This window comes from Patulibacter ginsengiterrae (genome assembly GCF_056269115.1).
The window spans coordinates 145,858-170,881 of sequence record NZ_JBWDOG010000007.1 but is presented as its reverse complement, the minus strand read 5'-3'; the positions used below and the strand labels follow the sequence as shown (position 1 = coordinate 170,881).

At 73.9% G+C, this 25,024-nt stretch carries 25 protein-coding genes; 8 read left to right on the top strand and 17 right to left on the bottom strand.

Translation table 11 applies throughout. The features are described from left to right. Positions 1-65 precede the first annotated feature (65 nt). From ACVUH9_RS12270 to ACVUH9_RS12255, 4 genes are all read right to left on the bottom strand, one after another. Positions 66-443, bottom strand: a complete 378-nt coding sequence (locus ACVUH9_RS12270) for a cupin domain-containing protein (protein ID WP_475757274.1) — start codon at positions 441-443, stop codon at positions 66-68. After that, positions 421-1,077: a TetR/AcrR family transcriptional regulator gene (locus ACVUH9_RS12265; RefSeq protein ID WP_475757272.1), complete on the bottom strand. Its 657-nt coding sequence runs from the start codon at positions 1,075-1,077 to the stop codon at positions 421-423. The genes ACVUH9_RS12270 and ACVUH9_RS12265 overlap by 23 nt, the downstream gene beginning before the upstream one ends. 102 nt (positions 1,078-1,179) lie before the next feature. Beyond that, positions 1,180-2,247, bottom strand: coding sequence for a crotonase/enoyl-CoA hydratase family protein (locus ACVUH9_RS12260; protein ID WP_475757270.1), 1,068 nt, complete (start codon positions 2,245-2,247; stop codon positions 1,180-1,182). A gap of 40 nt (positions 2,248-2,287) precedes the next feature. Then, positions 2,288-3,934 (bottom strand): acyl-CoA dehydrogenase family protein, encoded by a 1,647-nt coding sequence (locus tag ACVUH9_RS12255; protein WP_475757268.1) that lies wholly within the window; start codon positions 3,932-3,934, stop codon positions 2,288-2,290. Positions 3,935-4,079: 145 nt separating this feature from the next. Between ACVUH9_RS12255 and tenA the strand changes: the two genes are divergently transcribed. After that, positions 4,080-4,763 carry a thiaminase II gene (gene tenA, locus ACVUH9_RS12250; RefSeq protein ID WP_475757267.1) on the top strand — a complete coding sequence of 228 codons (684 nt, stop codon included), beginning with the start codon at positions 4,080-4,082 and terminating at the stop codon, positions 4,761-4,763. Here tenA and ACVUH9_RS12245 read toward each other — a convergent pair. After that, entirely contained in the window at positions 4,709-6,211 is a 1,503-nt protein-coding gene (locus tag ACVUH9_RS12245) for an MFS transporter (RefSeq protein ID WP_475757265.1), read from the bottom strand. The genes tenA and ACVUH9_RS12245 overlap by 55 nt on opposite strands. A 60-nt stretch (positions 6,212-6,271) precedes the next feature. Here ACVUH9_RS12245 and ACVUH9_RS12240 point away from each other — a divergent pair, with 60 nt between their 5' ends. Together ACVUH9_RS12240 and ACVUH9_RS12235 are read left to right on the top strand one after the other, a co-directional pair. Then, positions 6,272-6,997, top strand: a complete 726-nt coding sequence (locus ACVUH9_RS12240) for a TetR/AcrR family transcriptional regulator (protein ID WP_475757263.1) — start codon at positions 6,272-6,274, stop codon at positions 6,995-6,997. A 44-nt stretch (positions 6,998-7,041) separates the two neighbouring features. After that, the gene (locus ACVUH9_RS12235; protein WP_475757261.1) at positions 7,042-7,890 is read left to right on the top strand and encodes an SDR family NAD(P)-dependent oxidoreductase; all 849 of its coding nucleotides are present in this window, start codon (positions 7,042-7,044) and stop codon (positions 7,888-7,890) included. A 129-nt stretch (positions 7,891-8,019) separates the two neighbouring features. On the opposite strand, the gene ACVUH9_RS12230 is transcribed toward ACVUH9_RS12235, so the two are convergent. The 11 genes from ACVUH9_RS12230 to ACVUH9_RS12180 form a co-directional block, all read right to left on the bottom strand. Next, on the bottom strand, positions 8,020-8,412 hold the full coding sequence (locus ACVUH9_RS12230; protein WP_475757259.1) for a type II toxin-antitoxin system VapC family toxin: 393 nt from the start codon (positions 8,410-8,412) through the stop codon (positions 8,020-8,022). A 3-nt stretch (positions 8,413-8,415) separates the two neighbouring features. After that, a complete protein-coding gene (locus ACVUH9_RS12225; protein WP_475757257.1) occupies positions 8,416-8,676 on the bottom strand; it encodes a hypothetical protein in 261 nt (86 codons plus the stop codon). 257 nt (positions 8,677-8,933) lie between these two features. Beyond that, a complete protein-coding gene (locus ACVUH9_RS12220; protein WP_475757255.1) occupies positions 8,934-9,323 on the bottom strand; it encodes a carboxymuconolactone decarboxylase family protein in 390 nt (129 codons plus the stop codon). Between the two features lie 87 nt (positions 9,324-9,410). Beyond that, on the bottom strand, positions 9,411-10,649 hold the full coding sequence (locus ACVUH9_RS12215; RefSeq protein WP_475757253.1) for an ABC transporter substrate-binding protein: 1,239 nt from the start codon (positions 10,647-10,649) through the stop codon (positions 9,411-9,413). A gap of 51 nt (positions 10,650-10,700) precedes the next feature. Further along, positions 10,701-11,723, bottom strand: coding sequence for a branched-chain amino acid ABC transporter permease (locus tag ACVUH9_RS12210; protein WP_475757251.1), 1,023 nt, complete (start codon positions 11,721-11,723; stop codon positions 10,701-10,703). 9 nt (positions 11,724-11,732) lie between these two features. Continuing rightward, positions 11,733-12,614 carry a branched-chain amino acid ABC transporter permease gene (locus tag ACVUH9_RS12205; RefSeq protein ID WP_475757249.1) on the bottom strand — a complete coding sequence of 294 codons (882 nt, stop codon included), beginning with the start codon at positions 12,612-12,614 and terminating at the stop codon, positions 11,733-11,735. A gap of 15 nt (positions 12,615-12,629) precedes the next feature. Beyond that, positions 12,630-13,349, bottom strand: coding sequence for an ABC transporter ATP-binding protein (locus tag ACVUH9_RS12200; RefSeq protein WP_475757247.1), 720 nt, complete (start codon positions 13,347-13,349; stop codon positions 12,630-12,632). Beyond that, positions 13,346-14,116 carry an ABC transporter ATP-binding protein gene (locus tag ACVUH9_RS12195; protein ID WP_475757245.1) on the bottom strand — a complete coding sequence of 257 codons (771 nt, stop codon included), beginning with the start codon at positions 14,114-14,116 and terminating at the stop codon, positions 13,346-13,348. The genes ACVUH9_RS12200 and ACVUH9_RS12195 overlap by 4 nt, the downstream gene beginning before the upstream one ends. Then, on the bottom strand, positions 14,109-15,671 hold the full coding sequence (locus ACVUH9_RS12190; RefSeq protein WP_475757243.1) for a class I adenylate-forming enzyme family protein: 1,563 nt from the start codon (positions 15,669-15,671) through the stop codon (positions 14,109-14,111). The genes ACVUH9_RS12195 and ACVUH9_RS12190 overlap by 8 nt, the downstream gene beginning before the upstream one ends. 7 nt (positions 15,672-15,678) lie before the next feature. After that, entirely contained in the window at positions 15,679-16,470 is a 792-nt protein-coding gene (locus ACVUH9_RS12185) for a cyclase family protein (RefSeq protein WP_475757241.1), read from the bottom strand. Next, positions 16,467-17,498 carry a fumarylacetoacetate hydrolase family protein gene (locus ACVUH9_RS12180; protein ID WP_475757238.1) on the bottom strand — a complete coding sequence of 344 codons (1,032 nt, stop codon included), beginning with the start codon at positions 17,496-17,498 and terminating at the stop codon, positions 16,467-16,469. The genes ACVUH9_RS12185 and ACVUH9_RS12180 overlap by 4 nt, the downstream gene beginning before the upstream one ends. 225 nt (positions 17,499-17,723) lie before the next feature. Between ACVUH9_RS12180 and ACVUH9_RS12175 the strand changes: the two genes are divergently transcribed. From ACVUH9_RS12175 to ACVUH9_RS12155, 5 genes are all read left to right on the top strand, one after another. Then, positions 17,724-19,493 (top strand): helix-turn-helix domain-containing protein, encoded by a 1,770-nt coding sequence (locus tag ACVUH9_RS12175; RefSeq protein WP_475757236.1) that lies wholly within the window; start codon positions 17,724-17,726, stop codon positions 19,491-19,493. Positions 19,494-19,546: 53 nt separating this feature from the next. Then, on the top strand, positions 19,547-22,213 hold the full coding sequence (locus ACVUH9_RS12170) for a DEAD/DEAH box helicase (protein WP_475757234.1): 2,667 nt from the start codon (positions 19,547-19,549) through the stop codon (positions 22,211-22,213). A gap of 40 nt (positions 22,214-22,253) precedes the next feature. After that, positions 22,254-22,421: a hypothetical protein gene (locus ACVUH9_RS12165; protein WP_475757232.1), complete on the top strand. Its 168-nt coding sequence runs from the start codon at positions 22,254-22,256 to the stop codon at positions 22,419-22,421. A gap of 286 nt (positions 22,422-22,707) precedes the next feature. Next, positions 22,708-23,211, top strand: coding sequence for a ferritin-like domain-containing protein (locus tag ACVUH9_RS12160; RefSeq protein ID WP_475757230.1), 504 nt, complete (start codon positions 22,708-22,710; stop codon positions 23,209-23,211). Positions 23,212-23,356: 145 nt separating this feature from the next. Then, positions 23,357-23,644, top strand: a complete 288-nt coding sequence (locus tag ACVUH9_RS12155; protein ID WP_475757228.1) for a YciI family protein — start codon at positions 23,357-23,359, stop codon at positions 23,642-23,644. Positions 23,645-23,717: 73 nt separating this feature from the next. Here ACVUH9_RS12155 and ACVUH9_RS12150 read toward each other — a convergent pair whose 3' ends face one another. Then, positions 23,718-24,935, bottom strand: a complete 1,218-nt coding sequence (locus ACVUH9_RS12150; protein ID WP_475757226.1) for an MFS transporter — start codon at positions 24,933-24,935, stop codon at positions 23,718-23,720. Positions 24,936-25,024: the final 89 nt, after the last annotated feature.

Genomic DNA, 25,024 nt, shown 5'->3' with positions numbered 1-25,024 from the left:
CTTCGCCGGACCACCACGCGAGCGACGCCAGCCCGGGTCCGCACGCCCCGAGGGCCGCCCGTCGTCTACCCCGCGTCGCCCTCCAGCAGCACCGTGTCGGCGTCGGAGTACGGCGGCGCGCAGCAGCAGAGGACCGCCAGCTCCTCGTCCGCGGAGTCGTTGAAGAGCTTGTGGTGGGCGCCCGGCGGGATCACCACGCAGTCGCCGACCCGCAGCGCGCGCTCCGCGCCGTCGATCCGGATCCGGCCCGTGCCGCGGGTGACGAAGTAGAGCTCCTCCGAGACCCGGTGGAAGTGCTCGGTGGTCGCCGAGGCGGGCGGGACCGTCGCCTCGGCGAGTGACTGGTTGGTCGTCGGCAGCGAGACCGGACCGGCGACCTCGCGGATCGTCGAGCCGTCCATCGTGGTGAACGGCGTGGCGTCAGCGAGGTTGCCCAGGTGCATGGGGCGGCAAGCTAGCAGCGGCCGGCGCGCCGGCGGCTGCCCCGATCGCCCGACGACAGAAGGCGGTCAGCGCGATCACCACGGCATCGGCGTCCGCGAGCCGCCCGTTCAGCGGCGAGACCGGCCCGATCAGCGCCTCGCCCCCGGCCCCGACGAGTGCGGCCGCGGTCAGGTCGACGTCCTGCCCGGGGATCTCCCCCGCGTCGATCGCCTGCCGCAGCGGCACGGCCAGCAGTGCCCGGTAGGTCCGGCGGTACTCGAGGCGGACCTCGTCGACCAGCGGGTCGACCGGCTCCGCCAGCAGCGCCCAGGCGAGCGTGCGATTGGCCAGCGCACGACGGGCGAAGGTGCTGAGCGCGGCGAGCACCGCCTCGACCGGGCCGTCGGCGGCCGCGGCCGCGTGCTCCATCGCGGTCACCTCGCGCCCGCAGACGTCGCGGAAGACCTCGACGAACAGGTCCGCCTTCGAGGGGAAGTGGCGGTAGAGCGTGCCGTTGGCGACGCCGGTCCGGGCCGCGATCGCCGCCACCGAGGCGCCGCCGTAGCCGTGCTCCTCGACGACCCCGCGGGCGGCCAGCAGCAGCCGTTCCCGCATCGGGCGGGCGCCGGGGCCGGTCTCGGGCAGGGGGTTCACGGGATCGTCGGGGTCGCTCGACCGCCGTGAGCGGACCACGGGTGCCACCGGGGGCACCCGCAGACCGCGGCCGATCGGGGAAATCGGGTCGCGGCGCACGATTCAGCCCTTGAAGGTCGAGGCGCCAGCGTCGCCGAACGGCTCGTCGCGCTCGCGGACCGCCTGCCGAAAGCCGGCCTCCGCCGCCCGCTGCTGGAAGCCGTAGCCCTCGCGCGTGTGGCGGGTGATCCCGTCGAAGACGGTCCCCAGCACCTGCGTCGCCTGGATCCCCTGGCCGTACAGCTCCTGGTTGACGAGCAGCTTCATCATCATCAACTGGTTGATCGGCAGCCGCGCGATCCGCTCGACCAGGATCTCCGTCCGCTCGTCCAACCGGTCGGGCGCCGGGGCCTCGATCGCCAGCCCCCACTCGACCGCCTCGCGACCCGACAGCGAGTCGCCGGTGAAGAGCAGCCGCTTGGCCCGCTGCGCGCCGAGCCGGTGGGCCCAGAGCGAGGTCGTCGGCGAGCCCCAGACCCGCGCCGGCGGGTAGCCAATCTTGGCGTCGTCGGCGATCACCAGCAGGTCCGAGCAGAGCGCCATGTCGGTCCCGCCGGCGACGCAGAAGCCGTGGACCTTGCAGACGACCGGCTTGTTCGCGTGGAACAGCGACATGAACCCGCGGACGTTGCGGGCCATCATCGCGTAGTCGACCATCGGGTCCCAGACCCCGCCGGGGTCGTGGTTGACGGCCATCGTCCAGGGGTGGGTCGGCGCCCCCTCGCGGGGCGGGGCCCCGAACGCGCCGGGGTCGAAGTCGTCGGCGGACGTCGCCGCGCCACTCCCGCCGGCGTCGCCCTTGCGGGGAGACCGGCTCTGATCCTGCGACGACCCGGACGCCGACCGATCGGACGGGGCTCGATCCGGTGCCTCGCCCTCCCCCGCATCCCCGACCGTCCCGTCGCCCATCCCCTCGGCGCTGGCGACCAGGTCGTAGCCACCGCAGAAGCCCTTGCCGTTGCCGGCGAGCACGATCACGTGGACCTCGGGGTCGAGGTCCGCCCGCTCGACGCAGGCGACCAGCTCGGCGATCAGCCGCGGGACGATCCCGTTGCCGCGCTCGGGCCGGTCGAGCGTGATCCGGGCCACGCGGTCGGCGACCGCGTAGGTCATGGTCCGGAGGCCGCTCACCGGCAGCCCCCGTCCCCGGTTCGCCCGACGGCCACCGCGATCATGCCGGCAGCGCCCGATCCACGATCGCCCGCGCGTCGACCCCGACCGGCAGCGTGCCGTAGGCGCGACCGCCCTCGCCACCGAGCCGGGCGGCGCAGAAGGCGTCGGCGACGGCCGGGGTCGAGTGGCGCAGCAGCAGGCTCGCCTGGAGCGCGACGCCGAGGTCCTCGACGATCCGCCGGGCCTGGAACTGGGCCTCGCCGAGCTGCTGCTCGACGCTGCGCCCGTCCTGGGCGAAGAGCCCGGAGACCCGCTCGCGGGTGGCCGTGAGGTGCGCGTCGAAACGCCGGTCGGCCCCCTGCGCCTGCTCGCACTCGGCCAGGAACGCCGGCAGGCCCTCCGGCTCCTTGCCCAGCGCCCGCAGGACGTCGAGCGCGGCGACGTTGCCCGAGCCCTCCCAGATCGACATCAGCGGGGCGTCGCGGTAGAGCAGCGGCATCCCCGACTCCTCGACGAAGCCGTTGCCGCCGAAGCACTCGAGCGCCTCGTTGGCGTGGCCGGCCGCCCGCTTGCAGACCCAGTACTTCTCGACCGCGGTCGCGAAGCGGCGGAACGGGGCGTCGTCCTCGTCGTAGGCCCGGGCCAGCCGCAGCGCCGTCGCGGTCGCGGCCTCGGACTCGATCGCGAGGTCGGCCAGGACGTTGCTCATCGCCGGCTGGTCGACGAGCAGCGCCCCGAACGCACGCCGCTCGCGGGCGTGGTGGATCGCCTCGACGGTCCCGCGCCGGATCGAGCTGGTCGAGCCGATCAGGCAGTCGAGCCGGGTGTGGTTGACCATCCGGATGATCGCCTTGACCCCACCGCCCTCCTCACCGACGAGCCGCCCGCGAATCCCGCGGAACTCGACCTCGGACGACGGCAGCGAGCGGCTGCCGAGCTTCTCCTTCAACCGCTGGAACTCCATCCCCGGGCCGCGCTCGACGAAGAAGCACGAGAGTCCGGCGGGAGCCTGGGCGAGGACCAGGAAGACGTCGCAGGGCGGGTAGGAGCAGAACCACTTGTGGCCCCACAGCTCGTACTCGTCGCCACCGACGTGGGTGGCGGTGGTGATGTTGGCGCGCACGTCCGAGCCGCCCTGGCGCTCGGTCATCGCCATCCCGGCGAGCGCCCCGGTCTCGTAGTCGGGGCGGGTCAGCCGCGGCTCCCACTCGGCGGCGATCTCGGGCGCGCCGTCGCGGAGCGCCGGGACCACGGCGTAGGTCATCGAGACCGGGCACATCACGCCGCCGTTGGTGTTGGACCAGAGCCCGAACGTCGCCGCCCGCACGACGTGGGCGCCGGGCCGCTGCTCGCGCCACGGCAGCCCGTGGAGGTCGCGCTCGATCGCGCCCCGCAGCAGCCAGTGCCACGAGGGATCGAGGTCGACCTGGTCGACGCGGTTGCCGTAGCGGTCGTGGGTGACCAGTCGCGGCTCGTTGCGCTCGGCCCGGAGGCCGTGGTCGCGGGCCTCGACGCTGCCGGCGACGGCGCCGGTCTCGCGCGCACGGTCGACGCCCCAGCCGCCACCCTCGCGCTCGAGCGCCTCCTGGAGCGCGAGGTCGTCGTCGAAGAAGTTGGTCGGCTGGAGCGGCGTGGACTGGTTGAGGACCTGGCGCGTCGGCCCGCTGCGGTCGCTGCGGTTCGGGGCGGATTCGGTGGTGGTCATCGCGTGGTCCTCGTCGGTTGCGTCGCCGGGCGCCCGGCGCGTGCCGGCGGGACGGCCCCGCGCGGCGCTGGTGAATCGTGATTCACAGTCTCGTGAACGGGGATTCACCTGTCAAGGGCGCGCGTTCTCGCCTACGGTGTCGGGCATGACGCGCTCCCCCCTCCGGTCCGGCTTCACCGGTGAGCTGTGGCAGGCCGCGGCCCCGATCGAGGCCCGGATCCTCGCCCACCCGTTCCTGCTCGGCCTGACCGACGGCAGCCTGCCGGAGCCGATCTTCCGGACCTACGTCGTCCAGGACTCGCACTACCTCAAGGGCTTCGCGCGGGCGCTCGCCTTCGCCGCCGGGCGCACCACCGACGAGCAGGAGACGGTCTTCCTCGCGACCGCCGCGGCCGAGACGATCACCGTCGAGCACGAGCTGCACGAGGGCTTCATCAGCGACTTCGGGCTGCGCCCGGACGAGGTCGCCGCGACCCCGCACACGCCGACGACCACGGCCTACGTCGACTTCCTGCTCGCCCGGACCGCGGCCGGATCGGCCGGCGAGGGGATCGCCGCCGTCCTCGCCTGCTTCTGGATCTACCGCGAGGTCGGCCGCAGCCTGATCGCCGAGGGCTCGCCCGACCCGCGCTACCAGCGCTGGATCGACACCTACGCGAGCGACGAGTTCTCCGCCCAGGTCGACCAGCTGCTCGACCTCGTCGACGCCCGGGCCGCGCGCTCGACCGCCGCCGAGCGCGAGCGGTTCCAGGAGATCTGGCTGCTGGGCTGCCGCTACGAGTGGCTGTTCTGGGACGCGGCCTGGCGCGAGGAGATCTGGCCGGTCTGACCGGGCTCGGCTGCGCGCATCGCGCGCCGGATCGAGAGGATCGCCAGCAGCGGCAGGACGGCGAAGACGACGAACAGCCAGCGGGCGGCGTCCTGGGTCCCGCCGACGGTCGCCTCGCCGAACCCGGCGACGTTGACCACCGCCCCGGCGACCGCAGACCCGAACGCGGTCGCCGTCAGCTGGATCGTGGTCACCGAGGATCCGGCCAGCGCCTGATCCTCCTCCGGGACCAGCTGCAGGACCCGGGTCAGCAGGTGCGGCCAGGCCGACCCGACGCCGGCGCCGAGCAGCAGCAGCGCCGCCGCGATCGCCAGCAGCGCCGGAGCGGTGCCGGCCGCGACCGGGCCCGCGAAGACGAGCGCCAGCATCCCGGCCAGCGAGACCGCCGGCCCCAGGGCGACCACCAGCGACCGGTGCCGCTCGACGCCGCTGGTCACGATCGAGCCCAGGGTCCAGCCCAGCGCCATGACCGCCCCCAGGTAGCCGGCGGCCAGCGGCCCGAGCCCCTGCAGGCGCTGGCCGAAGTAGGGGACGAAGACCTCGACCATCGTCGCCGCCACCAGCAGCGCCATCGTCAGGTACACGAGTCGCAGCCGCGGATCGGGGCCGAAGCTGGCGGCCGGGATCAGCCGCAGGCTCGCGCCCCGCTCACGCCGCAGCCAGGCGAGCAGCAGCAGCACGGCGGCGGCGACGCCGGCGACGTTGACCAGCAGCCGGGTCGAGACGCTCGCCGCCGAGATCACCACCACCGCCGCGGCCAACAGGCCGACGCTCGCCCACGGGATCCGCGGCACCTCCGTCGCCCCGCGCCCCGCGGGCAGCCGCCGCGCGCCCCAGACGCCGAAGAACAGGACCAGCGGGATGAGCGCCCAGAACGCACCGCGCCAAAGGTCGAGCTCGGCGAACGCCCCGCCGAACGCCGGGCCGATCAGGGTCGCGATCCCCCACATCGCCGAGACCAGGCCCATCGCCCGCGGCCACAGCCGCTCGTCGAAGACCACGCGGACCATCGAGTAGGAGATCGCGAACAGCAGCCCGCCGCCGAGTCCCTGCACGAACCGCCCGACCAGCAGCACCGGCATCGTCGGCGCGAGCGCGCAGACGATCGTTCCGACGCCGAGCGCGAGCGCGGCCAAGCGGTAGCTCGCTCGCGGCCCCCGCGCCGCCAGCAGCGCGGCGGTGATCGTCGAGCCGAGCACCGACGCGAACATGAAGATCGTGGTCGCCCAGGCGTAGAGCCGGGCGCCGCCGATGTCGTCGACGACCGAGGGCAGGATCGTCGTCGCCAGGTAGATGTTGACCGCGTGCAGCCCGACCCCCGCCGCCAGCGCGACCGCGGCCGGCCCGTTCTCGCGACCGAGCAGGTCGCCCCAGCTGGCGACCTGCCGGTCCTGGCGTCCGGGGCGGGCGGGCCCGGCCTTCTCGTCCTCGTCTGCGGTGATCGTCATCTTGCCCTTCGATTACATTACGTTCCGGCCCGGAACGTAACACAGGGCTAGACTGACCCGATGAGCGGCCGCGACGACGCCACCGGGAGCCCTCCGCCGCAACCCGTCGCCGCAGAGCCACGCCGCGGGGCCCGTCGCGGAGCCGGCGAGGGCTCCGGGGGCCGCCCGCGTGACCCCGCGATCGACCGGGCCGTGCGCCGCGCCGCGCTGGCACTGCTCGACGAGGTCGGCTACGGCCGCCTGACGCTCGAGGCGGTCGCCCGCCGTGCCGGCACCACCAAGCCGACGATCTACCGTCGCTGGGGCACCCTCCAGGAGCTGCTGCTCGACGCGCTCGCCGACCGGCTCGGCGAGCTCGAGGCGCCCGACACCGCCTGCACGATCTGCGATCTCGGCGACGCGATCAAGCTCTACGCGGCGGCCTTCCAGCGGATGCCGCCGGACGCGCTCGCCTCGCTCCTGGCCGACTGCGGCGACGACCCGCAGCGCCGGGAGGCGTTCATGTCCGCGCTCTTCACGCCGCCTCGCCGGGCGGTCGGCCAGGCCCTCGACCGCGCGATCGCCCGCGGCGACCTACGCGAGGACGTCGACCGCGACCTGCTGCTGGACCTGCTGGCCTCGCTCGTCCACTACCGCGCCCTCTTCGGCCACGCGTCGACCAGCGACGCCGAGGTCGAGAGCGCCGTCCACGCGCTGCTCCGGGGCGTCGCCGTCGACTACCGCCAGCTGGTCGAGATCAGCCGCTCGAAGGCCGGCGACCCCCACCTGCACCACCGACACGGATAGCCCGGCGACTGGCGCAACCGCGCCCGATGCGCTGTGATGCAGCAATGAACACACCGCCCTCCGCTCCCGCCGGCCCGCTCGTCGCCGTGATCACCGGCGCCTCCAGCGGGCTCGGCACCGCTGCCGCGCGGCGCCTCGCCCGGGAGCCCGGCGCCCGCCTGGTGCTCGTCGCCCGTCGCGAGGAGCGCCTGCGCGAGCTGGCCGAGTCGTTGAGCGGAAGCGCCGCCGCCGTCACCTGGGTCGCGGCCGACCTGACCGACGACGACGCCCCCCAACGGGTCCGCGACCACGTTCGCGAGCAGCATGGCGCCCCGACCCTGCTGGTCAACAACGCGGGCGCCGGCTTCCGCGCCCGCTTCGGCAGCCAGGAGAACGGCGGCTACGAGAACGTCCGCAAGACGATGGCGATCAACTTCGACGCCGTCGTCCGCCTGACCGAGGCACTGCTGCCGGATCTGCGGGCCGCCGCGCCGAGCGCGATCGTCAACGTCTCGAGCACCGCCGCCCGCGTCAGCCGGCCCGGCACCGGCGCCTACTCGGCCAGCAAGGCCGCGCTGGCGCTCTGGACCGACGCGCTACGCCTGGAGGAGGAGCCGTACGGGGTCCACGTCGGCAACGTCCTTCCGGGCTTCGTCCCGACCGAGGGCTTCCCCCAGACCGAGCTGGTGACCAGCCGCTTCGGGCGCCTGGCCCTGGGAACGCCGGAGGGCGTGGCCGAGGCGATCGTCGAGGCCGGCCTCGGCCGCAAGCCCGAGCGCTACACGCCGAAGCTCTACGGCCTGGCCGCCGCCGCCCGCTTCACCGTCCCGGGCCTGGTCCGGCGCGTGCTCGGCTCCGACAAGGCCCAGGTGATGACGACCAAGACGGTCTCGGACGACGTCGCCGCAGGCTGACGGCCCGCCTCGGCCGACCGGGAACCACCTTCCGGTCGGCCGCACCTCGCACGACCGGCGAGCGAGACCCGGTCGACACGGCACCCGGACCCCGTTCGCCCCGCCGCGCCCGAGGCGCCCCGGCGACGCTCACCCGACGGTGACCACGGCGACCCCGAGGTCGCCGGCCGCCGCCCACCGCCGGTCGAGCGTCAGGACCGGGCAGCCGAGCCTCCGGGCCAGCGCGACGTAGAGCGCGTCGTAGCCCGACAGCGCGTGCCGCAGGCCCCAGGCCTCGGTCAGCAGCGACACGTGCGCCACGCGCCGGACCGGAGCGCGGACGAGCGCGGCGAGGGCCTCCCCCGCCCGTTCCCCGTCCATCCGCCCGCCACGCTCCAATGCCTTCAGCGCGTGCAGGACCTCGGCATCGAGCAGCTCGGGCGCGAACAAGGCGTGCGGCCGCAGCTCACGCGCGATCCGCTCCGCGCGCGGGCCGCGCAGCGCCAGCTCCACGAACACCGACGCGTCGACGACGAGCGCCACCCCTCACCCCGCCGCGCGACGCACGAGGTCGTCGGCGCGCTCGTCGCGGCCCGCCCGGACGAGATCGGCCACGTCGACGCCGGCCAGGTCGACCGGCTCGGCCGCGGCGAGCGCGTCCAGCCACTCCTCGCGCAGCGGCGCCCGCTGGTCCTCCCGCAGGACCTCGAGCACGTAGTCACGGATCGTCATCGACCGCGCGGCGGCGCGGCGACGGACCTCGTCGTGGAGCTCCGCGGGGACGTCCTTGATCTGGAGGTTGCCCATGGGGGTATTCAAGCATGCCGACAGCACCCCGTGGCGCGAATTCGGTCGGCCCCCACCGAGAGCACGGGCGGCGACCGGTGCCGGCGGGCCCTCGGGCGGAACCGGGGCCCGGGGCGGAACCGGAACATGGGGCGGAGCCGGGGCCCGGGGCGGAACCGGAACCGGAGACGGGACGACCGTGAGATGCGACATGCCCGCATCCTGCCCCGGAGGGGTGTGACGGGACTAGGCCCGAACCGTGCCGATCGGGCACCAGTTCAGTCCCGATCCTCCGCGTCCTCGGCCCGGAACACCTCCCCCGCGACCCGCATCGCGTTCAGCGCCGCCGGCCAGCCGGCGTAGACCGCCATCTGGATCAGGACCTCGCCGATCTCCTCGCGGCTCAGCCCGACGTTGCGGCCGTAGCGCACGTGGACCGCCAGCTGGGGCTCGCGCCCGGTCGCGGCCAGCGCCGCGATCGTCGCGATCTGGCGGCTGCGCAGGTCGAGCCCGGGCCGGGCGTAGACGTCGCCCATCGCGAACTCGGTCGTCAGCCGGGCGAAGTCCGGGGCGACCCCCGCGACCGCGGCCTCGATCACCGCCTCGAAGTCGGGGGCGAGCCGGCGCTGGATCTCCCGACCCCGCGCGCGTCGCTGTTCGTCGTCCATCTGCTGCTCCTCTCTCGGCACCTGATCCGCCACCCGGCCTCCCCGCCCCCGGCCGACGCCAACCGTCGTCGGCCGGGGGCACGGAGGTCAGCGGGCGAAGCCGGCCTCCTGGGCGTCGACCGGCTTGCCGATCGGCTGCCAGGACTGGCCGTCGAAGCGGACGATCTGGTACTGGTCGAGCAGCCGGCCGCCCGGCCCCGGGCGCAGCTCGACCCCCGGCTGCAGCAGCGGCAGCGTCGTCGGCTCGAGCTCGTCGAAGGCCTGCAGCAGCCCCTCCTGCGTCGGGTCCTTCATCGTCTTCAGCGCGGTCACGAACGCCTGCGCGCCGGCGTAGCCGTTGGCGGTGTAGAGGTCCTTCGGGTCCGCACCCTCGCCGTAGCGCTTGACGTTCTGCTCGTACTCCTGCACGCCCGCGTCGTCCTTCCACTGCGGGTCGGCCGGGTCGCGCAGCCAGAGCGCCGAGTAGACGCCCTTCGAGCGATCGAGACCGACCTTGCTGAGGATCGCCTGCTCCGAGGTCGAGCCGGAGTAGAGGAAGACCTTGACGTCCCAGCCGATCTGGTTGATGTACTTGAGCATCTGGATCGCGGTCGCGCCGGTCGCGCTCGAGATCAGCACGTCGACCTTGGCCGAGCGCAGCTGGTTGATCTGCGAGGTGACGTCGAGCTGGGTCGCGTCGAACTTGGTCTGCTTGACCAGCGCCGACTTGCGCGAGCCGAGGCCCTTCTCGATCCCGGCGGTCATGTCGACGCCGAGGTCGTTGTTCAGCATCAGCGTGCCGATCCGGACGTCGGGACCGGTCGTCAGCGCGTAGCGGGTGACGACCGCCGCCTCGAGCCCCGAGTCCGGCCACCAGGCCCGGCTGTACGGGAACTGCTTCACGTCCGACATCGCGCTGAGGCCGCCCATGTTGAACTGGGGCGTCTTCTGCTCCTCGAGGAACGGGCGGATCGTGACCGCCGGCCCGAGCGAGGTGATCAACGCGAAGACCTTGTCCTGCTGGACCAGCCGGCGGGCGTTGGAGGCCACGCGGGAGGGGTCGTAGGCGTCGTCGAGCGGCTTGTACTCGATCTTCCGGCCGTTGACGCCGCCGGCGGCGTTGACCGCCCCGACGTAGGCCGCGAAGCCCTTCGAGAGCGCGCCGGCGGTCGCGAGTGGACCGGTGAACGGGAACGTGCCGCCGATCGTGATCTGGTCGTCGGTGACGCCGCGCGCGGCTTCGTCGCCGCCGCGGCCACAGGCGGTCAGCGCCAGCGACGCGACCAGCATCGGGAGTATGAGGACGTGCGTCATCCGCCGTCCCCAGGTGACTGAGGTCCTGCTCATGGGAGACCCTCCGGGTCGTTGATGGGTGGGCGCGACGGACGTCGCGCCCGGTCACGGACTGCTGTCGGGCACCGCGGGCGGATTGCCCGTCGCCGGCCCCGGCCCGACCCGCATGCGGGCGAGCAGCTGGGCCCCACGCCGCGGCAGGCTCGCGATCCCGCCGGGCAGGGCGTAGATCACCAGCAGCAGCGCGGCGGCGTAGAGGAACTGCGGGGCGCTGTCGCCGAGCGACGCGGCCTGGTCGGGCACGTAGACGACGAACGCCGCCCCGAGCACGGCCCCGGTCAGCGATCGGACGCCGCCGAGGACCGCCGCCGTCAGCATCGACAGCGACAGCAGGACCGCGAACGAGTCCGGCGTCGTCGCCCCGATCACCAGCTGGAAGAGGCCGCCGCCGAGCCCGGCCATCGCGGCGCTGATCGCGAACACGAGGATCTTCGTGCGCCCGACCCGGACCCCGTTGGCGACCGCCATCAGCTCGCTCGTCCGCAGCGCGTCGAGCGAGCGGCCGATCCGGCCGCGGGTCAGGTTGCGGACCAGCAGCATCGCGCCGACGAGCACCGCCAGGCTCAGCAGGAAGACCCACTGGGCCGGGGTCAGCACCAGGCCGAACGGGGCGTGGGGCGTCTGCACCGTCAGGCCGTAGACCCCGCCGGTGACCTCCGGGAAGCGCTTCAGCAGCGGGGGCAGCGTGACCGCCAGGCCGAGCGTCAGCAGCCCCAGGTACATGCCGCGGATCCGCAGCGCCGGGACCCCGAGCGCGAGCCCGCAGGCGAAGCAGGCGGCGGTCGCGCAGACCAGCGCCAGCCCGTACGGCAGATCGACCTTGACGACCAGGATCGCGGTCACGTAGGCCCCGATCCCGAAGAGGGCGCCGTGCCCGACCGAGATCTGGCCGGTGAAGCCGGTCAGCAGGTTGATCGCGAGCACCGCCATCGCGATCGTCAGCACCCGCGAGAGCTGGAACAGCGAGTAGTCGCTGACGAAGAACGCCAGGGCGGCGACGGCGAGCACGGCCAGCAGCGCGCCGGCGGGCCCCAGCCGAGCCGGGAGGATGGAGCGGAAGTCGGGCATCGGTGGACCTCAGACGCGCAGGGTGGAGGGGGTGCCGAACAGCCCGGCCGGCCGCAGCAGCAGGACGAGCACGATCACGACGAACGGGACGACGACGTTGAGGTCGCCGCCGAGGCCGGGCACGTAGGCGCCGGCCAGGGTCGAAAGCAGCCCGAGCGCGATGCCGCCGACGACGGCGCCGATCCGACTGCCGAAGCCCCCGAGCGCGGCCGCCGCGAACCCGAGCAGCAGGGTCGAGGTCATCATCTCCGGCGCCAGCCCGAGGACCGGGGCGGCCATCACCCCGGCGACCCCGCCGACGACCGCCGCCAGGCCCCAGCCGAAGGCGAGGGTCTGGCCGACGCGGATCCCGAGCAGCCGGCTCGAGTCCGGGTTCTGGGCCGCCGCGCGCATCCGCAGGCCGGTGTCGGTCAGGCGGAAGAACAGGCCGACCAGCACCAGCACGACGGTCAGGACCGCGGCCATCCCGACCTGGTGGGCGGTGATCAGGACGCCGCCGATGTCCCAGACGTGCGTCCCGAACGGACTCTCGAACTCCTGCGGGGTGTGGCCCCAGATCGCGCCGGTCGCGGCGTTGATCGCCAGGAACAGCGCGAGCGTGACGATCAGGATCGACAGCTCCGACGACTGCTCGACCGGCCGCACGAAGATCCGCTCGACGGCGAACCCGAGCGCGAACGAGATCAGCAGCACGGCCGGCAGCGCCAGCCAGAACGGCAGTCCCGCGCCGACCAGCGCCCAGGCGACGAACGCGGAGAAGACCGCCATCTCGCCCTGGGCGAAGTTCAGCACGCCGGTCCCCTGGTAGACCACGTTGAGGGCCAGGGCGATGCCGGCGAAGACGAGCCCGATGCTCAGGCCGACGACGATCTGTTGGACGACGTCACTCATGCGTCGGTGCTCCGTTCAGTCCCCGAGGTACGCTCGGCGCACCGCGGGGTCGTTGGCGAGGTCCGAGGCCGCCCCGGACGCGATGATCCGGCCCGCCTCGAAGACGTAGGCGCGGTCGGCCAGCTCCAGCGAGAGCCGCACGTTCTGCTCGGCGATCAGGACCGACAAGCCCCACGCCGACTGCAGCTCGGTCAGGCGACCGAAGATCTCCTCGGTGGTCAGCGGGGCGAGCCCCAGCGACGGCTCGTCGAGCAGCAGCAGTCGGGGCCGGCCGAGCAGCGCCCGGGCGACGGCGAGCATCTGCTGCTGGCCGCCGGAGAGGCTGCCGGCGCGACGCTCGCGCATGTCGTGCAGGACCGGGAACAGCTCGAGCACGGCGGCGGTGTCGCGCTCGCCCTCGCGGCGTCCCTCGCGGCCCCGCAGCAGCGTGCCGAGCCGCAGGTTCTCGGCGACGGTCAGGTCGACGAAGGTCCCGCGGCCCTCGGGCACGTGACCGACCCCGGCGCGGGCGACGGCGTCGGTCCCGAGGCTCCCGAGGTCGTGCTCGCCGAAGCGCAGCGTGCCGGCCGTCCGGGCCGTCCGCGAGATCGCCCGCAGCAGCGTCGTCTTGCCCGCGCCGTTGGCGCCGAGCACGGCGACCGCCTCGGCCTCGCCGACCTCCAGGTCGATCCCGTGCAGGGCGGGCACGCGGCCGTAGAAGGCCTCGACGCCGCGCAGCTCCAGCAGCGCGCTCATGCCGCCGCCCCCAGGTAGGCCTCGACGACCCGTTCGTCGGCCCGGACCTCGTCCGGCGTCCCCGCCGCCAGCAGCCGGCCGTGGTGGAGGACGACGACCTTGCGGGCGAGGCCCATCACCAGCGGGACGTTGTGCTCGACGACGACGGTGGTCGTGCCGGTGGCGTCGGCGACGGCGCAGATCCGGTCGAGCATCTCGCGGGCCTCGACGTGGGTCGAGCCGGCGGCGGGCTCGTCGAGCAGCAGCAGCCGCGGGCGGCCGAGCAGGGCCCGGGCGACCTCGACGATCCGGCGCTCGCGGTGCGGCAGGCCGGCGACCTCCTGGTCGGGCGCCAGCTGGTCGTCGAGCTCGGCCAGCAGCGCCAGCGCCTCGCCCCGGACCCGTCGCTCCTCGCGCCGGACCGCGGGCCAGCCGATCGCCGTGGCGAGCGTCCCGCCCGACATCCGGTGGTAGGCCCCCAGCAGCACGTTCTGGAGGACCGAGGTCTCCTGGATCAGGGCCGGGGTCTGGAAGGTCCGGGCGATCCCGAGCGCGACCCGAGCGTAGGCGGCCTCGGCCTCGATCGCACGGCCCTCGAGGGCGATCCGCCCCGTCCCCCGGTAGAGCCCGGTGACGCAGTTGAAGAGCGTCGTCTTGCCGGCGCCGTTCGGTCCGATGATCGCTGTCACCCCGCCCGCGGGCACGGTGAAGGTCACGTCGTCGAGCGCGCGGATGCCCTGGAACTCGACCGAGAGCTCCTGGACGTCGAGCAGCGGTGCCTCAGGCATGCGGGATCCCCTCGTCGAGCTCGTCACGGATGACGCCCTTCTGGACCTTGCCGACGGCGGTCCGCGGCAGCGCCTGGCGGAGCACGAAGCGGCCCGGCACCCGGAACGTCGCGAGCCGCTCGCGGCACCACGCCTCCAAGTCCTCGACCCGCAGCTCTGCCCCGTCGACCGGGACCACCGCGGCCACGATCTGCTGCTCGCGGATCGGGTCGGGCACGCCGAAGACGGCGACCTCGGCGACCCCGGGATGGGCGGCGACGACCAGCTCGACCTCACTGGCGGCGACGTTCTCACCCGCCCGCTTGATCATGTCCTTGTCGCGGTCGACGAACGACAGGTAGCCGTCGGACTCGAGCCGCACGACGTCGCCGGTCCGCAGCCAGCCGTCGGGCAGGGCCGCGTCGGTCGCCGGCTGGTCGTCGAGGTAGCCGCGCATCAGCGTCACCCCGGGCACGCCGGAGACGAGCAGCTGGCCGACGTCGCCCTCGCGGGCGGCCTCGCCGTCGTCGCGCACGACCCGGCAGGCGTAGCCGAGGCTGACCCGGCCGATCGTGTGCGGACGCCGGTCGCCACCGAGCGGGTTGATCACCGGCGGCCCGATCGTCTCGGTCATCCCGTAGAGCTGGACGAGCGGGGCGCCGACCTCCGCCTCCCACCGCGCCAGGTCGTCGTCGCTCAGGTTCTGGGCGAAGAGCACGACCCGCAGCCGGTGGCGGGGCCCGTCGGGCCGCGTCTCGGACCGGGCCAGCAGCATCCGGATCGGGGCGGCGAAGAGGCTGGCGACGGTCGCCCGGTGGTGCGCGGCCTGCTCGAGGAAGCGACTGGCGCTGAACCGCGGCAGCAGGATCATCGTCGCGCCGGCGACCAGCGCGCCCATCGTGGTGTAGAGCTGCGCGTTGGCGTGGAACAGCGGCAGCACGGTCAGGACCCGGTCCTCGGGCGTGATCCGCACGGCGCCGGCCACGACCTCGCCGGCCCAGACGTAGTTGGCGTGGGTGATCCGCACGCCCTTGGGGCGCGAGGTGGTGCCCGACGTGTACATCACCGCGAGGTCGTCGGCGGGCCCGACGACGGTCTCCGGGGCGCGCGTCCGCGACGGCCGCGCCAGCAGGTCGAGGTCCTCGCAGACCAGCACCGGTCCGGGCCGTCCGCAGATCCCGCGGGCCGCGTCGACGACCGCCCGACCGCCGGCGTCGACGAGCGACGGGCCGACCCCGGCGTGGTCGAGGATGTAGGCGACCTCGTCGGCGCTGGCGCCGGTGTTGGTCGGCACGATGCTCGCCCCGAGCTCGGCCGCGGCGAACAGCGCCAGCAGGAACTCGACCCGGTTGGGCAGGTGCACGTGGACGCGGTCGCCGTGGCCGACCCCGGCCTCGGCGAGCACGGCCGCGAGCACCCGCGAACGGTCGAGGACCTGCGACCAGCTGAGGCTGCTGGTCTCCCCGTCGCGGTCCTCGACCACGATCAGGACCCGTCCGGGATGCCGCTCCGCTCCCTGGCGGAGCAGCTCCCGGACGGTGCGGCCACTGGCCGCGGTGAGGACGCCGTCGGTCATGCCGCCGTCACAGTCCGAGGATCGCCACGGGACGGACCCAGCCGCCGCTGGCCCCGGTGATCTTGATCGGGAAGCAGGCGACCTGGAAGCCGCGCGTCGGCAGCTGGTCGAGGCCGGCCAGCTTCTCGATCTGGAAGTACTCGTGGGTCATCCCGACGCGGTGGGCCTCCCACAGCCGCGAGGCGTCGCCGGTCCGCTCGAAGTCGGCCTTGATCGAGCCGAAGTCGCGGTCGAAGCCGACCGCGTCGGTGCCGATCACCTTCACGCCCTGGTCGGCGATCCAGCGGGTCGCGTCACCGGTCAGACCGGGGTACCCGGTCCAGTAGGCGGGCGTGCCGAAGGTCTTGTCCGCGTCGAACCGCAGCAGCACGATCTCGCCCGGGCTCAGCGGCGCGCCGGTCGCCTCGACCGCCGCCTGGACGGCCTCGACCGGGACCCGCTCGCCGGCCCCGAAGGCGGTCAGGTCGAGCACCACGCCGGGCCCGAAGCACTGGTCGAGCGGGACCTCGTCGATCGTCTTCGACGGCTTGCCCTCGCAGGTCGGGAAGTAGTGCCACGGGGCGTCCATGTGGGTGCCGGCGTGGGTGCCCAGCCGGACCGTCTCGTTGCCCCAGCCCTGTTGGTCGGGCAGGTCCTCCGGCGCGCAGCCGAGGATCTGCGTGACCTGCGCCAGCGACTGCTGGTGGTCCTGGTACTGGATGTCGGCGGCCAGCGCGTGGGCGAGGTCGCCCTCGAGCTCGCCGTCGATCGGGTTCTGGATCGGGACGCTCAGGTCCACGAACCGCAGTCCGGTGCTCATCGCTCGCTCCTCTCCGACGCCACGGCGTCGGGGTCGTTGGTTCCCTGGCCCTTGCGGCCGACGCGGTTGCGGAGGACGCCGATGCCCTCGGCCGAGAGCTCGACGGTGCAGCCCTCGGTCAGCCAGCGGTCGAGCTCGAGCCCGCAGCCGCCGCCGATCGTCCCGCTGCCGAGCACGTCGCCGGGCCGGATCGTCTGCTCCTGCGAGATCCACTCGACGATCTGCTCGAAGGAGAAGTGCATCTTCCCGAGCACGCCGGAGGACCAGAGCTCGCCGTCGACCCGTGCCTCGAGCCGCGCGTTGTCGCGGTCGAACTCGTCCGGGGTGGCGATGCACGGGCCGAACGAGCTGGCGAAGTCCTTGCCGTAGCCCGGGCCGATCCCGACGCTCATCTCGCGGAACTGGATGTCGCGGGCGCTCCAGTCGTTGTAGAGCGTGTAGCCGACGATGTGCTCGTGCGCGTCCTCGGCCGCGATCCGGCGCCCGGGCTTGCCGATCACCGCGCCGACCTCGAGCTCGTAGTCGAGCTTGTCGGTGTAGCCGGGCCAGGGAACGATGTCGTCGGGTCCGTAGACCTCGTCGACGTTGCCCTTGTAGTAGACGGGGATGTTGAACCACTCCGCCGGCACCTTCGCGCCGTCGGCCATCCGCTCGTAGGAGCGCAGCACGTGCTCCTCGACGACCATGAAGTCGCGCAGGCTGTTGGGGCGCGGCAGCGGCGAGAGCAGCCGCACGGCGTCCGCCACCAGCGCGACCGGCTCGCCCTCGAGCGTCGACACGCCCTCGCCGACGACGTGGTCGAGCGCCTCGCGGGCCGCCTCCAACGCCGGCTCGCCGCCGCGCAGCAGCTCGAGTGCGTCGGTCGGGACCGTCGCCTCCGCCTCGCGGCGGGCTCGCGGGTGGCCGCGACGAGCCAGCTCCGCCGCCCGGGCCCGGGTCAGGTCGACGACGAGCTCGTCCCCGACCAGGGCTCCGACCCGGGCCTCCGGTCGTGCCGCTCCCCGCGATTCGTACGTCACCAGCCGCATTCGATCGTCTCCCTCGTCCCGCTTCCCGAGCGCCCCAGCGCCGTCCCGGCGGTGGGGCCTCGCCGTCTCCCCCGGCGATGGAGCGAACGTATCCGCGCCAGACCCGCGGACGCCATGGCTGGTGCGGGCGAAGATCGGGGCCGCCGACTGTCCCGTCGGGACGAACCGGGGCGAGACCACCCAGGAACGGTTGCGTCCCCCGTCGGCGCCGACGAGACTCCCGAGATGCGAGCAGCCGCCGAGGCCCAGTACGTCTCCTCCGATGCGGCCGGCGGCGGTCACGGGGAGCTGCCCGCCGACGTGCTCGAGGCACTGGTCGACGTCGGCCGCGCGCTCCAGGCCGAGGAGATCGACCTCGACCGGATGCTGGCGCTGGTCGTCCGCAAGGCCCAGGAGCTGCTCCGGACCGACCTCGCCTGGCTGGCGCTGCTGGACGAGGACGCCAGCCGCGTGCACGTGGCCGAGACCCGCGGCGCCCGCCACCCCGGGTTCGACGAGATGGAGGTGGTGCTCGGCGAGGGGCTCGGCGGGGCCGCGCTCCGTCACGGCCAGACGCTGGTCGTCGCCGACTACCGGGGTTGGGCGCCGCCGGGGCCGGTGCGGGAGACGATGCTGCGCGAGGGCGTCCGCTCGGTCGTCTGCGCCCCGATCCTGCGTGGCGACCGGATGGTCGGCGCGCTCTACGTCGCCAACCGCCGGACCACCGCCTTCGCCCCCGTCCACGCCGCCACGGTCTCGACGCTCGCCACCCAGGCCTCGGTGGCGATCGAGAACGCCCGCCTGCTCCGCAGCCTGGTCACCAAGACCCGGCTGCTCGAGGCGACCTTCGAGATGCACCGCGAGCTCGACGCGACCGCCGTCGCCGACCTCGGGATCGACGGCGTCGTCCGCCGACTGGGCGAGCTGATCGGCCGCGGGCTGATCCTCGACCAGCAGATCGTCGCGCCCTACGTCTACCGCGTCGAGCCGGGCGCGGAGGACCGCGAGGGCCTCGATGCCGAGCTCGACCCACCGGCGATCGCCGCCCCCGACGTGGTCGCCGACATCGTGCCGCTGCTGGCCGCGGGGACCGAGCTGGGCCGGATCACCGTGCTCGGCGCGGCCCCCGTCACCGCGCTCGAACGCAACGCGCTGACCCACGGCGCGACGGTGCTCGCGCTCGCCCTGATGCGTCACCGCTCCGCGCAGCAGGTCGAGTGGCGGCTGCGCGGGGAGATCCTCGACGAGCTGCTGCGCGACGGCGGGCGGCCGTCACCGTCGGTCGTCGCCCGGGCCGCGCGGTTCGGGATCGACCTCACCCGTCCGCACCAGCTGCTGCTCGTCGATCCGGGCAGTGGCTCGCGGCGGGCGGTCCGCGGTGCGGTCCAGCGGGCGACGTTGCGGACCGAGCGGCAGACGGCGGTCCGGGTCCTGAGCGCCTGGCGGGGCCGGCTGCACGTGATCGCGCTGATCGGGGACACGACCGACGGCGAGGCGCTCGCCGCCCGCCTCGCCGCCGACGAGCAGCTGGTCGCCCACGGGGTGACGATCGGCGTCAGCCGCTGTGGGGCCGACGTCGCCGCCGGCCTGCGCGAGGCGACCGCCTGCATGACCCTCGCGGCGCGCCGGCCGGAGCCGCGGATCGTCGCCTACGACCAGATCGGCCCGCTCCGGTTCATGCTCGACGTCGCCCGCCCCGAGAACGCGGCGGGGCTGGTCCGGGACGTGCTCGGGCCGATCGCGCGCCACGACCAGGCGGGGACCGGGGAGCTGCTGGAGACGCTGCGGGCGTTCGTCGAGGAGGACGGCCACCACCAGCGGGTCGCCCAGCGCTGCCACATCCATCCGAGCACGGTCAAGTACCGGCTGGCCCGGATCGGCGAGCTGCTCGACGAGCCGCTGCGGGACGCGGAGACGAAGTTCCAGATCCTGCTCGCCTTCCGGCTGCTGGACCTGCTCGCCGGGCTCGGGGTGCAGCCGCTGGCGGAGGTCGAGCCGGAGCGCGAGAGCGTGTAGGAGCCGACGCGACGGCTCCCGCGAACCCGCACGGGACGGCGGCCGACGCGGCGGTGTCCTACCGTCTGCTCATCGATCCCGTCGCCGATCACCCGCTCACGATCGAGTCCCGCGGCCACGGCGCCCCGGAGCTCGTGCTGGACGTCCCGCGGTGGATGAACGACGCCGTCCGCCGGATCCCCGGCCGCTACTTCGACTGGGGCGGGCGGCGCTGGCGGGCGCCGCTCTCGGTCCACGCCGCGATCATCGTCCGCGAGCTGCTGGAGCACCCGACCGCGGGCCTGATGCCCGACGTCCACGTCTCCGACTGGCTGCGCGGGATGACGCGCTGGCACGGCCAGGCGCACGTGATCGAGCTCGACGACGGCCCGCGACTGGCGGTCAGCAGCCTGATCGGGACCCCGCCCAACACGCTGACCGACCACGCGCAGCGGTGGGAGGAGGTCCAGCCGGAGGAGCCCCGGGCCGGGAGCACCGACGGCCCGCAGGCCCCGGACGCGGCCGAGACCGAGGCCGGCTCGGAGCGCGAGGCCGCGGACGACGCGGGCGCGGGCGACCCCGACGCCGTCCCTGTGCCCGCGAGCGACGACCCTTCCGCGACCGCCGACGAGCAGCCCGAGGCGCCCGACCCCGTTCGCGACCAGTTCGCCGAGCTCGCCCCGCTGCCGAAGCCGATCGTCCACGTGCTGCCGTTCGACCGCGACGGCGTGGCGGTGCTCGACCGGGTCGAGGGCCTGACCGTCGACACCGTCGTGATGCTGGCCTCGGCCGAGCTGCGGATCGGCCGGATGCCCGCCGCGGCCACCCTCCGCGTCGGTCGCGGCGAGCACAAGGCCGTGCAGATGCAGCTGATGCCCGGCTGGAGCGGCCGGCTCCACGGCGAGTTCGCCGCCCTGCCGGAGGCGATCCCGCTCGAGACCTCGCCCAGCGGTGGCTACCGCCGCGGCGACGCCGAGATCGATCCCGGCACCACGATCGCGATCCCCGCCGACCCGTCGCTGCTGCCGGCGCTGCTGGCCCTGATCGAGCGGCACCCGTACCTCTCCGTCACCACCGCCGCCCAGGACCAGCTCGCCACCCTCCGCGTCCAGCACGAGGAGCGGATCGAGACGATCGAGCTGTCCGCCGCCGAGAAGGCCTCGCCGCTGAAGCGCACGAAGGCCGGCGAGCCGCTCCGCCTCGGCGGCACGCTGCAGCCGTTCCAGCACGCCGGGGTCCGCTACATCCTCAGCCGCCGCCGGACCTTCCTCGCCGACGAGCAGGGTCTCGGCAAGACCGTCCAGGCGCTCGCCGCGCTCGAGGCCGACGGCGCCTACCCGGCCGTCGTCGTCTGCCCGGCCGGGATGAAGCTGACCTGGCAGCGCGAGGCCGCGAGCTGGCTGCCCCACCGCAAGATCGCCGTGCTGCACGGACGCGGGGCGACCCAGTGGGAGGACCCGGCGACCGCCAAGGCGCCGCGGCCGAACCCGTGGGCGACGCCGCTCGACGTCTCCGCCTTCGCGCACCCGGAGGACGCCGACCTGGTGATCCTCAACTACGAGATCGTTGCCGCCCACCACGAGCGGCTGGCCGAGCGCGGGCCGAAGGCGGTCGTCTTCGACGAGTCGCACTTCTGCAAGGAGCCGACGGCCAAGCGGACCCGCGCGGCGATGAAGCTCTCGAAGGCGGTCACCCCCGACGGGCTGCGGCTGGCCCTGACCGGCACCCCGGTCCTCAACCAGCCCCGCGAGCTGACCGCGCAGCTGCGGCTGATCGACCGCCTGAAGGACTTCGGCTCCGGCGCCGAGCTGGCCCGGCGGTTCCGCGGACCGGAGTCGCACGACCGGCTCCACTGGCACCTGCGCTCGAAGGGCTTCGTCCGCCGCCTCAAGATCGACGTCCTGCCGCAGCTGCCGGCCAAGCGGCGGGTCGAGGTCCCGCTGGAGCTGGCCGATCCGGCCGAGTACCGGCTGGCCGAGAAGGACGTGATCGCGTGGCTGCGGACCCAGCCGCTCGACCTCCGCGAGCTCGACGCCAAGATCGCCGCCGCCCTCCGCGCCGAGCAGCTGGTGCGGATGAACCACCTCCGCCGGCTTGCCGCGCGCGGCAAGCTGCCGGGGGCGATCGCCTGGATCTCGAGCTTCCTCGCCTCGGGCGAGTCGTTGATCGTCTTCGCGCAGCACAAGGAGATCCAGGAGGCGGTCCTCGCGCGCTTCCCGGGCGCCCTCCACATCCTCGGGAACGACAGCGCGACCGCCCGCGACGAGGCGATCCGGCGGTTCCAGGCCGGCGATCCGTCGCCCGAGCACCGCGGCGGTCTGCGGGCCGTCGACCCCGACGCGCCGACCCCCGACGCCGATCGGCTGATCGTCTGCTCGATGCGGGCCGCCGGCCAGGGCATCACCCTGACCCGCGCGTCGAACGTCGCCTTCCTCGAGCTCGACTGGACGCCGGCGATGCACGACCAGGCCGAGGACCGGTGCCACCGGATCGGCCAGCGCGACGCCGTGACCGCCTGGTACCTGCTCGCGCCGGACACGATCGACCACGACATGTCGGAGATCCTGCGGCAGAAGCGTGAGGTGATCGACGCGGTCGTCGACGGCCGCGCACCGGTCGCCGAGCCGGTCAGCCTGGCCGTCGTCCGCAAGCTCCGCGCCCGAGGTGGGCCGGAGGCGGAACCGGCCGTCGCGGTCGCCGCCGGGGCCGCCTCCGTCGGCGACGACCAGGGCGGAAGTTAGGGCGGGCTACGTCTTAGGTGGCCCTTGCTACGCTGCAGGGGTGCAGCGGGAACACATCCTCCCCCAGGATCACATCCCCACGGCAGGCTTCCGTGCCCGCCGCTGGCTGCGCTTCGAGCGCGACCTCCACGTGTGGCTGAGCACCCCCGAGGGCCGCTTCGCCGCCTGGCGCGCCGAGCAGGCCGTCACCCCGCAGCCGCACGCCTGAGGCCCGCCCCGGCCGACCGGCCGATCCCTCCGCGGTCGCGATCCCTCCGCGGTCGCGATCCCTCCGCGGTCGCGATCCCTCGCGGGCTCGCCCCACCCTCGCCTCAACGGCGTATACGTACCCCAGCCCGCACGCCAATGGCGGGCCGGTCACTCGTTCCCCGATCGCCCCGCCGATCGGAGAGGATCGAGGGCACCCGCGACCGCGTGAGGCTATCCTAAATCATGCGTTATTTGTAGATCTTAGCTATAGTGGTCGCAACGCCCCCGAACAAGGAGCAGCCGAGATGACCGTCACCCACCACGCCAGCGCCGGGATCCTCTCCAACCAGAACGCGTCCAAGCGCGAGGAGATCGTCGACCTCCTCATCACCGCGTACTGGATGGAAGTCGAGACCGTCACCAACTACCTCGCGCAGTCGTCGAACCTCGACGGCATCCGCGCGAAGGAGATCGCCGCCGATCTCGCCTCCGACGTCGGCGAGGAGCTCGGCCACGCGAAGCAGTTCGCCGACCGCATCAAGGAGCTCTACGGGACGGTCCCCGGCTCGGCCGACTTCCCGCGCGACACCGACGCCGGGCTCCAGCCGAACGGCGACCCGACCGACGTCGCCTCGGTGATCAAGGGCGTCATCGACGCCGAGTCCGGCGCGATCGCCCACTACACGCGGATCATCGAGGCCACCGACGGGGTCGACTGGGCCACGCAGGACATGGTCATCTCGATCCTCCGCGACGAGGAGGGGCACATGCGCACGTACGAGCGCTACCTCCGCGAGTACAGCGACTGAGCCACGGCACCCCGCTCCGCGTCCCCCGGGACCGGGGCCAGACACCGATCCGGCCGCCCCAGGGCGGCCGGTCGTCGTCGCGGGCCGTCATCATGGAGCGCGTCCGGGACTGCCGCCGTGGCCGTCCCGCCCCCACGAGGATCCGATGCCCGAGACGCTCTTCCTGCTGATCTACGAGTACGTGCCGGACATGGCCGAGCGCCGTACGCCGCACCGCGAGGCCCACCTCGCCACGATCGAACGCTGGCGCGAGGACGGCCACCTGGTGGTGGCCGGCGCCGTCGGCGATCCCGCCCACACGGGCATGCTCGCCTTCCGCGGGAACGATCCGCGCGTCGCCGAGACGTTCGTGGTCGACGATCCGTACGTCGCCGCCGGCCTGGTCGTCCGCTGGACGGTCGAGCCCTGGACGATCGTGACGCCGCTGCCCTAGTCCGGTCGGGCCGGTCTGCCACCCCACCCGCGGCCTCCGCGGCGTGGGTGGGCGTCCGCGGGACGACCGTCGGTCACGCGGCGCCGGACGCGGAGTCCGCATCCCGGCCGGCCCGCCGCACCAGCAGGCCGAAGGCGACCAACGCCAGCAGCGCGACGATCACCGAGAAGACCTCGCCTGCCGTCTTCAGGCTGGTCAACGCCGCCAGCGCGCCGACGCCGATCACCGGCAGCGAGATCGCGACGTAGGCGACGACGAAGTAGCTCGAGGCGACCTCGCCGCGCCGCCCGGCCGGCGCCGCCGAGGTGACCGCCGCCATCCCGGCGCTGAAGCTCAGCCCCTGCCCCGCGCCCGCGACCAGGCCGCCGAGGACGAGCAGCGCGAAGGTCGTCGTCCCGATCCCGAAGCCGAACACCACCACCCCGGCCGCGAGCACCCCGACCCCGAGCCGCTGCGCCAGGCTCACCGGCACGAGCTCCATCACCGACTGGCCAACGGCCGACGCCGCGAAGACCCCGAAGACCACCAGCCCGATCGCGACCCGGTGCGACACGCCCATCAGCTCCGTCATCACGGACGGCGCGACGGAGGTGAAGAGCCCGAGCACCGCGAAGCCGGCGAAGACGCCGATCCCGGCCGGGACGAAGACCCCGCGGACCTCGGCCGGGATCGCGGGCCGTTGCGGGCGCAGGCGCGGATGCTCGACCCGACGACCGGGCTCGGGCAGCAGCGCCAGCAGCAGACCCAGCAGCAGGACCACCGCCAGGTCGACGGCGAAGACCACGCGCAGCGGTGCGCCGAAGAGCTCCGACAACGCCCCGGCCACGAGCGGGCCGAGCCCGAGCCCGCCCATGTTGACCACGGTCGCGACCAGGGTCGCCTCCCGCCGTCGCTCGGGCGGCGCGAGGTCGATCAGGGTCGCGGTCGCCGCGCCCGTGAACATGCCGGCGGAGAGGCCGGAGAGCACGCGGCCGACGAACAGCGGCGCGGTGTCGTGCGCGAGCAGGAAGACGAGCGCGCTGAGCGCCGAGAACGCCAGGCCCGCGAGCAGCACCGGCTTGCGGCCGATCTGGTCCGAGAGCGCGCCGAACAGCAGCAGCGCCGTGATCACCCCGGCCGCGTAGACGGCGAAGATCACCGTCACGAGGAAGACCGAGAAGCCGAACTCCACGCGGTAGAGCCCGTAGAGCGGCGTTGGGATCGTCGTCCCCAGCATCACGACCGCGAACGCCGCCGCGACCAGCGGGAAGGCGAAACGGGAACCGGGCGGCCGTGACGACGTCGCGGGCACCCCGCCATCCTCGCAAGCGGAAAGGCTCCCTCTCGCGGGGCCGGACGTTCGCCGACCAGGGCTGCAGCCCGGCCGCGCAACCGTTACCG

Excerpts from the sequence above, each read along its gene's own strand:
- ACVUH9_RS12240 (WP_475757263.1), top strand. The coding sequence starts at position 6,272 with ATGAGCGGCCGCGACGACGCCACCGGGAGCCCTCCGCCGCAACCCGTC.
- ACVUH9_RS12160 (WP_475757230.1), top strand. The coding sequence starts at position 22,708 with ATGACCGTCACCCACCACGCCAGCGCCGGGATCCTCTCCAACCAGAAC.
- ACVUH9_RS12245 (WP_475757265.1), bottom strand. The coding sequence starts at position 6,211 with ATGACGATCACCGCAGACGAGGACGAGAAGGCCGGGCCCGCCCGCCCC.
- ACVUH9_RS12205 (WP_475757249.1), bottom strand. The coding sequence starts at position 12,614 with ATGAGTGACGTCGTCCAACAGATCGTCGTCGGCCTGAGCATCGGGCTC.
- ACVUH9_RS12220 (WP_475757255.1), bottom strand. The coding sequence starts at position 9,323 with ATGGACGACGAACAGCGACGCGCGCGGGGTCGGGAGATCCAGCGCCGG.
- ACVUH9_RS12200 (WP_475757247.1), bottom strand. The coding sequence starts at position 13,349 with ATGAGCGCGCTGCTGGAGCTGCGCGGCGTCGAGGCCTTCTACGGCCGC.
- tenA (WP_475757267.1), top strand. The coding sequence starts at position 4,080 with ATGACGCGCTCCCCCCTCCGGTCCGGCTTCACCGGTGAGCTGTGGCAG.
- ACVUH9_RS12155 (WP_475757228.1), top strand. The coding sequence starts at position 23,357 with ATGCCCGAGACGCTCTTCCTGCTGATCTACGAGTACGTGCCGGACATG.
- ACVUH9_RS12180 (WP_475757238.1), bottom strand. The coding sequence starts at position 17,498 with ATGCGGCTGGTGACGTACGAATCGCGGGGAGCGGCACGACCGGAGGCC.
- ACVUH9_RS12185 (WP_475757241.1), bottom strand. The coding sequence starts at position 16,470 with ATGAGCACCGGACTGCGGTTCGTGGACCTGAGCGTCCCGATCCAGAAC.
- ACVUH9_RS12235 (WP_475757261.1), top strand. The coding sequence starts at position 7,042 with ATGAACACACCGCCCTCCGCTCCCGCCGGCCCGCTCGTCGCCGTGATC.
- ACVUH9_RS12190 (WP_475757243.1), bottom strand. The coding sequence starts at position 15,671 with ATGACCGACGGCGTCCTCACCGCGGCCAGTGGCCGCACCGTCCGGGAG.
- ACVUH9_RS12225 (WP_475757257.1), bottom strand. The coding sequence starts at position 8,676 with ATGGGCAACCTCCAGATCAAGGACGTCCCCGCGGAGCTCCACGACGAG.
- ACVUH9_RS12270 (WP_475757274.1), bottom strand. The coding sequence starts at position 443 with ATGCACCTGGGCAACCTCGCTGACGCCACGCCGTTCACCACGATGGAC.
- ACVUH9_RS12195 (WP_475757245.1), bottom strand. The coding sequence starts at position 14,116 with ATGCCTGAGGCACCGCTGCTCGACGTCCAGGAGCTCTCGGTCGAGTTC.
- ACVUH9_RS12215 (WP_475757253.1), bottom strand. The coding sequence starts at position 10,649 with ATGAGCAGGACCTCAGTCACCTGGGGACGGCGGATGACGCACGTCCTC.
- ACVUH9_RS12210 (WP_475757251.1), bottom strand. The coding sequence starts at position 11,723 with ATGCCCGACTTCCGCTCCATCCTCCCGGCTCGGCTGGGGCCCGCCGGC.
- ACVUH9_RS12175 (WP_475757236.1), top strand. The coding sequence starts at position 17,724 with ATGCGAGCAGCCGCCGAGGCCCAGTACGTCTCCTCCGATGCGGCCGGC.
- ACVUH9_RS12255 (WP_475757268.1), bottom strand. The coding sequence starts at position 3,934 with ATGACCACCACCGAATCCGCCCCGAACCGCAGCGACCGCAGCGGGCCG.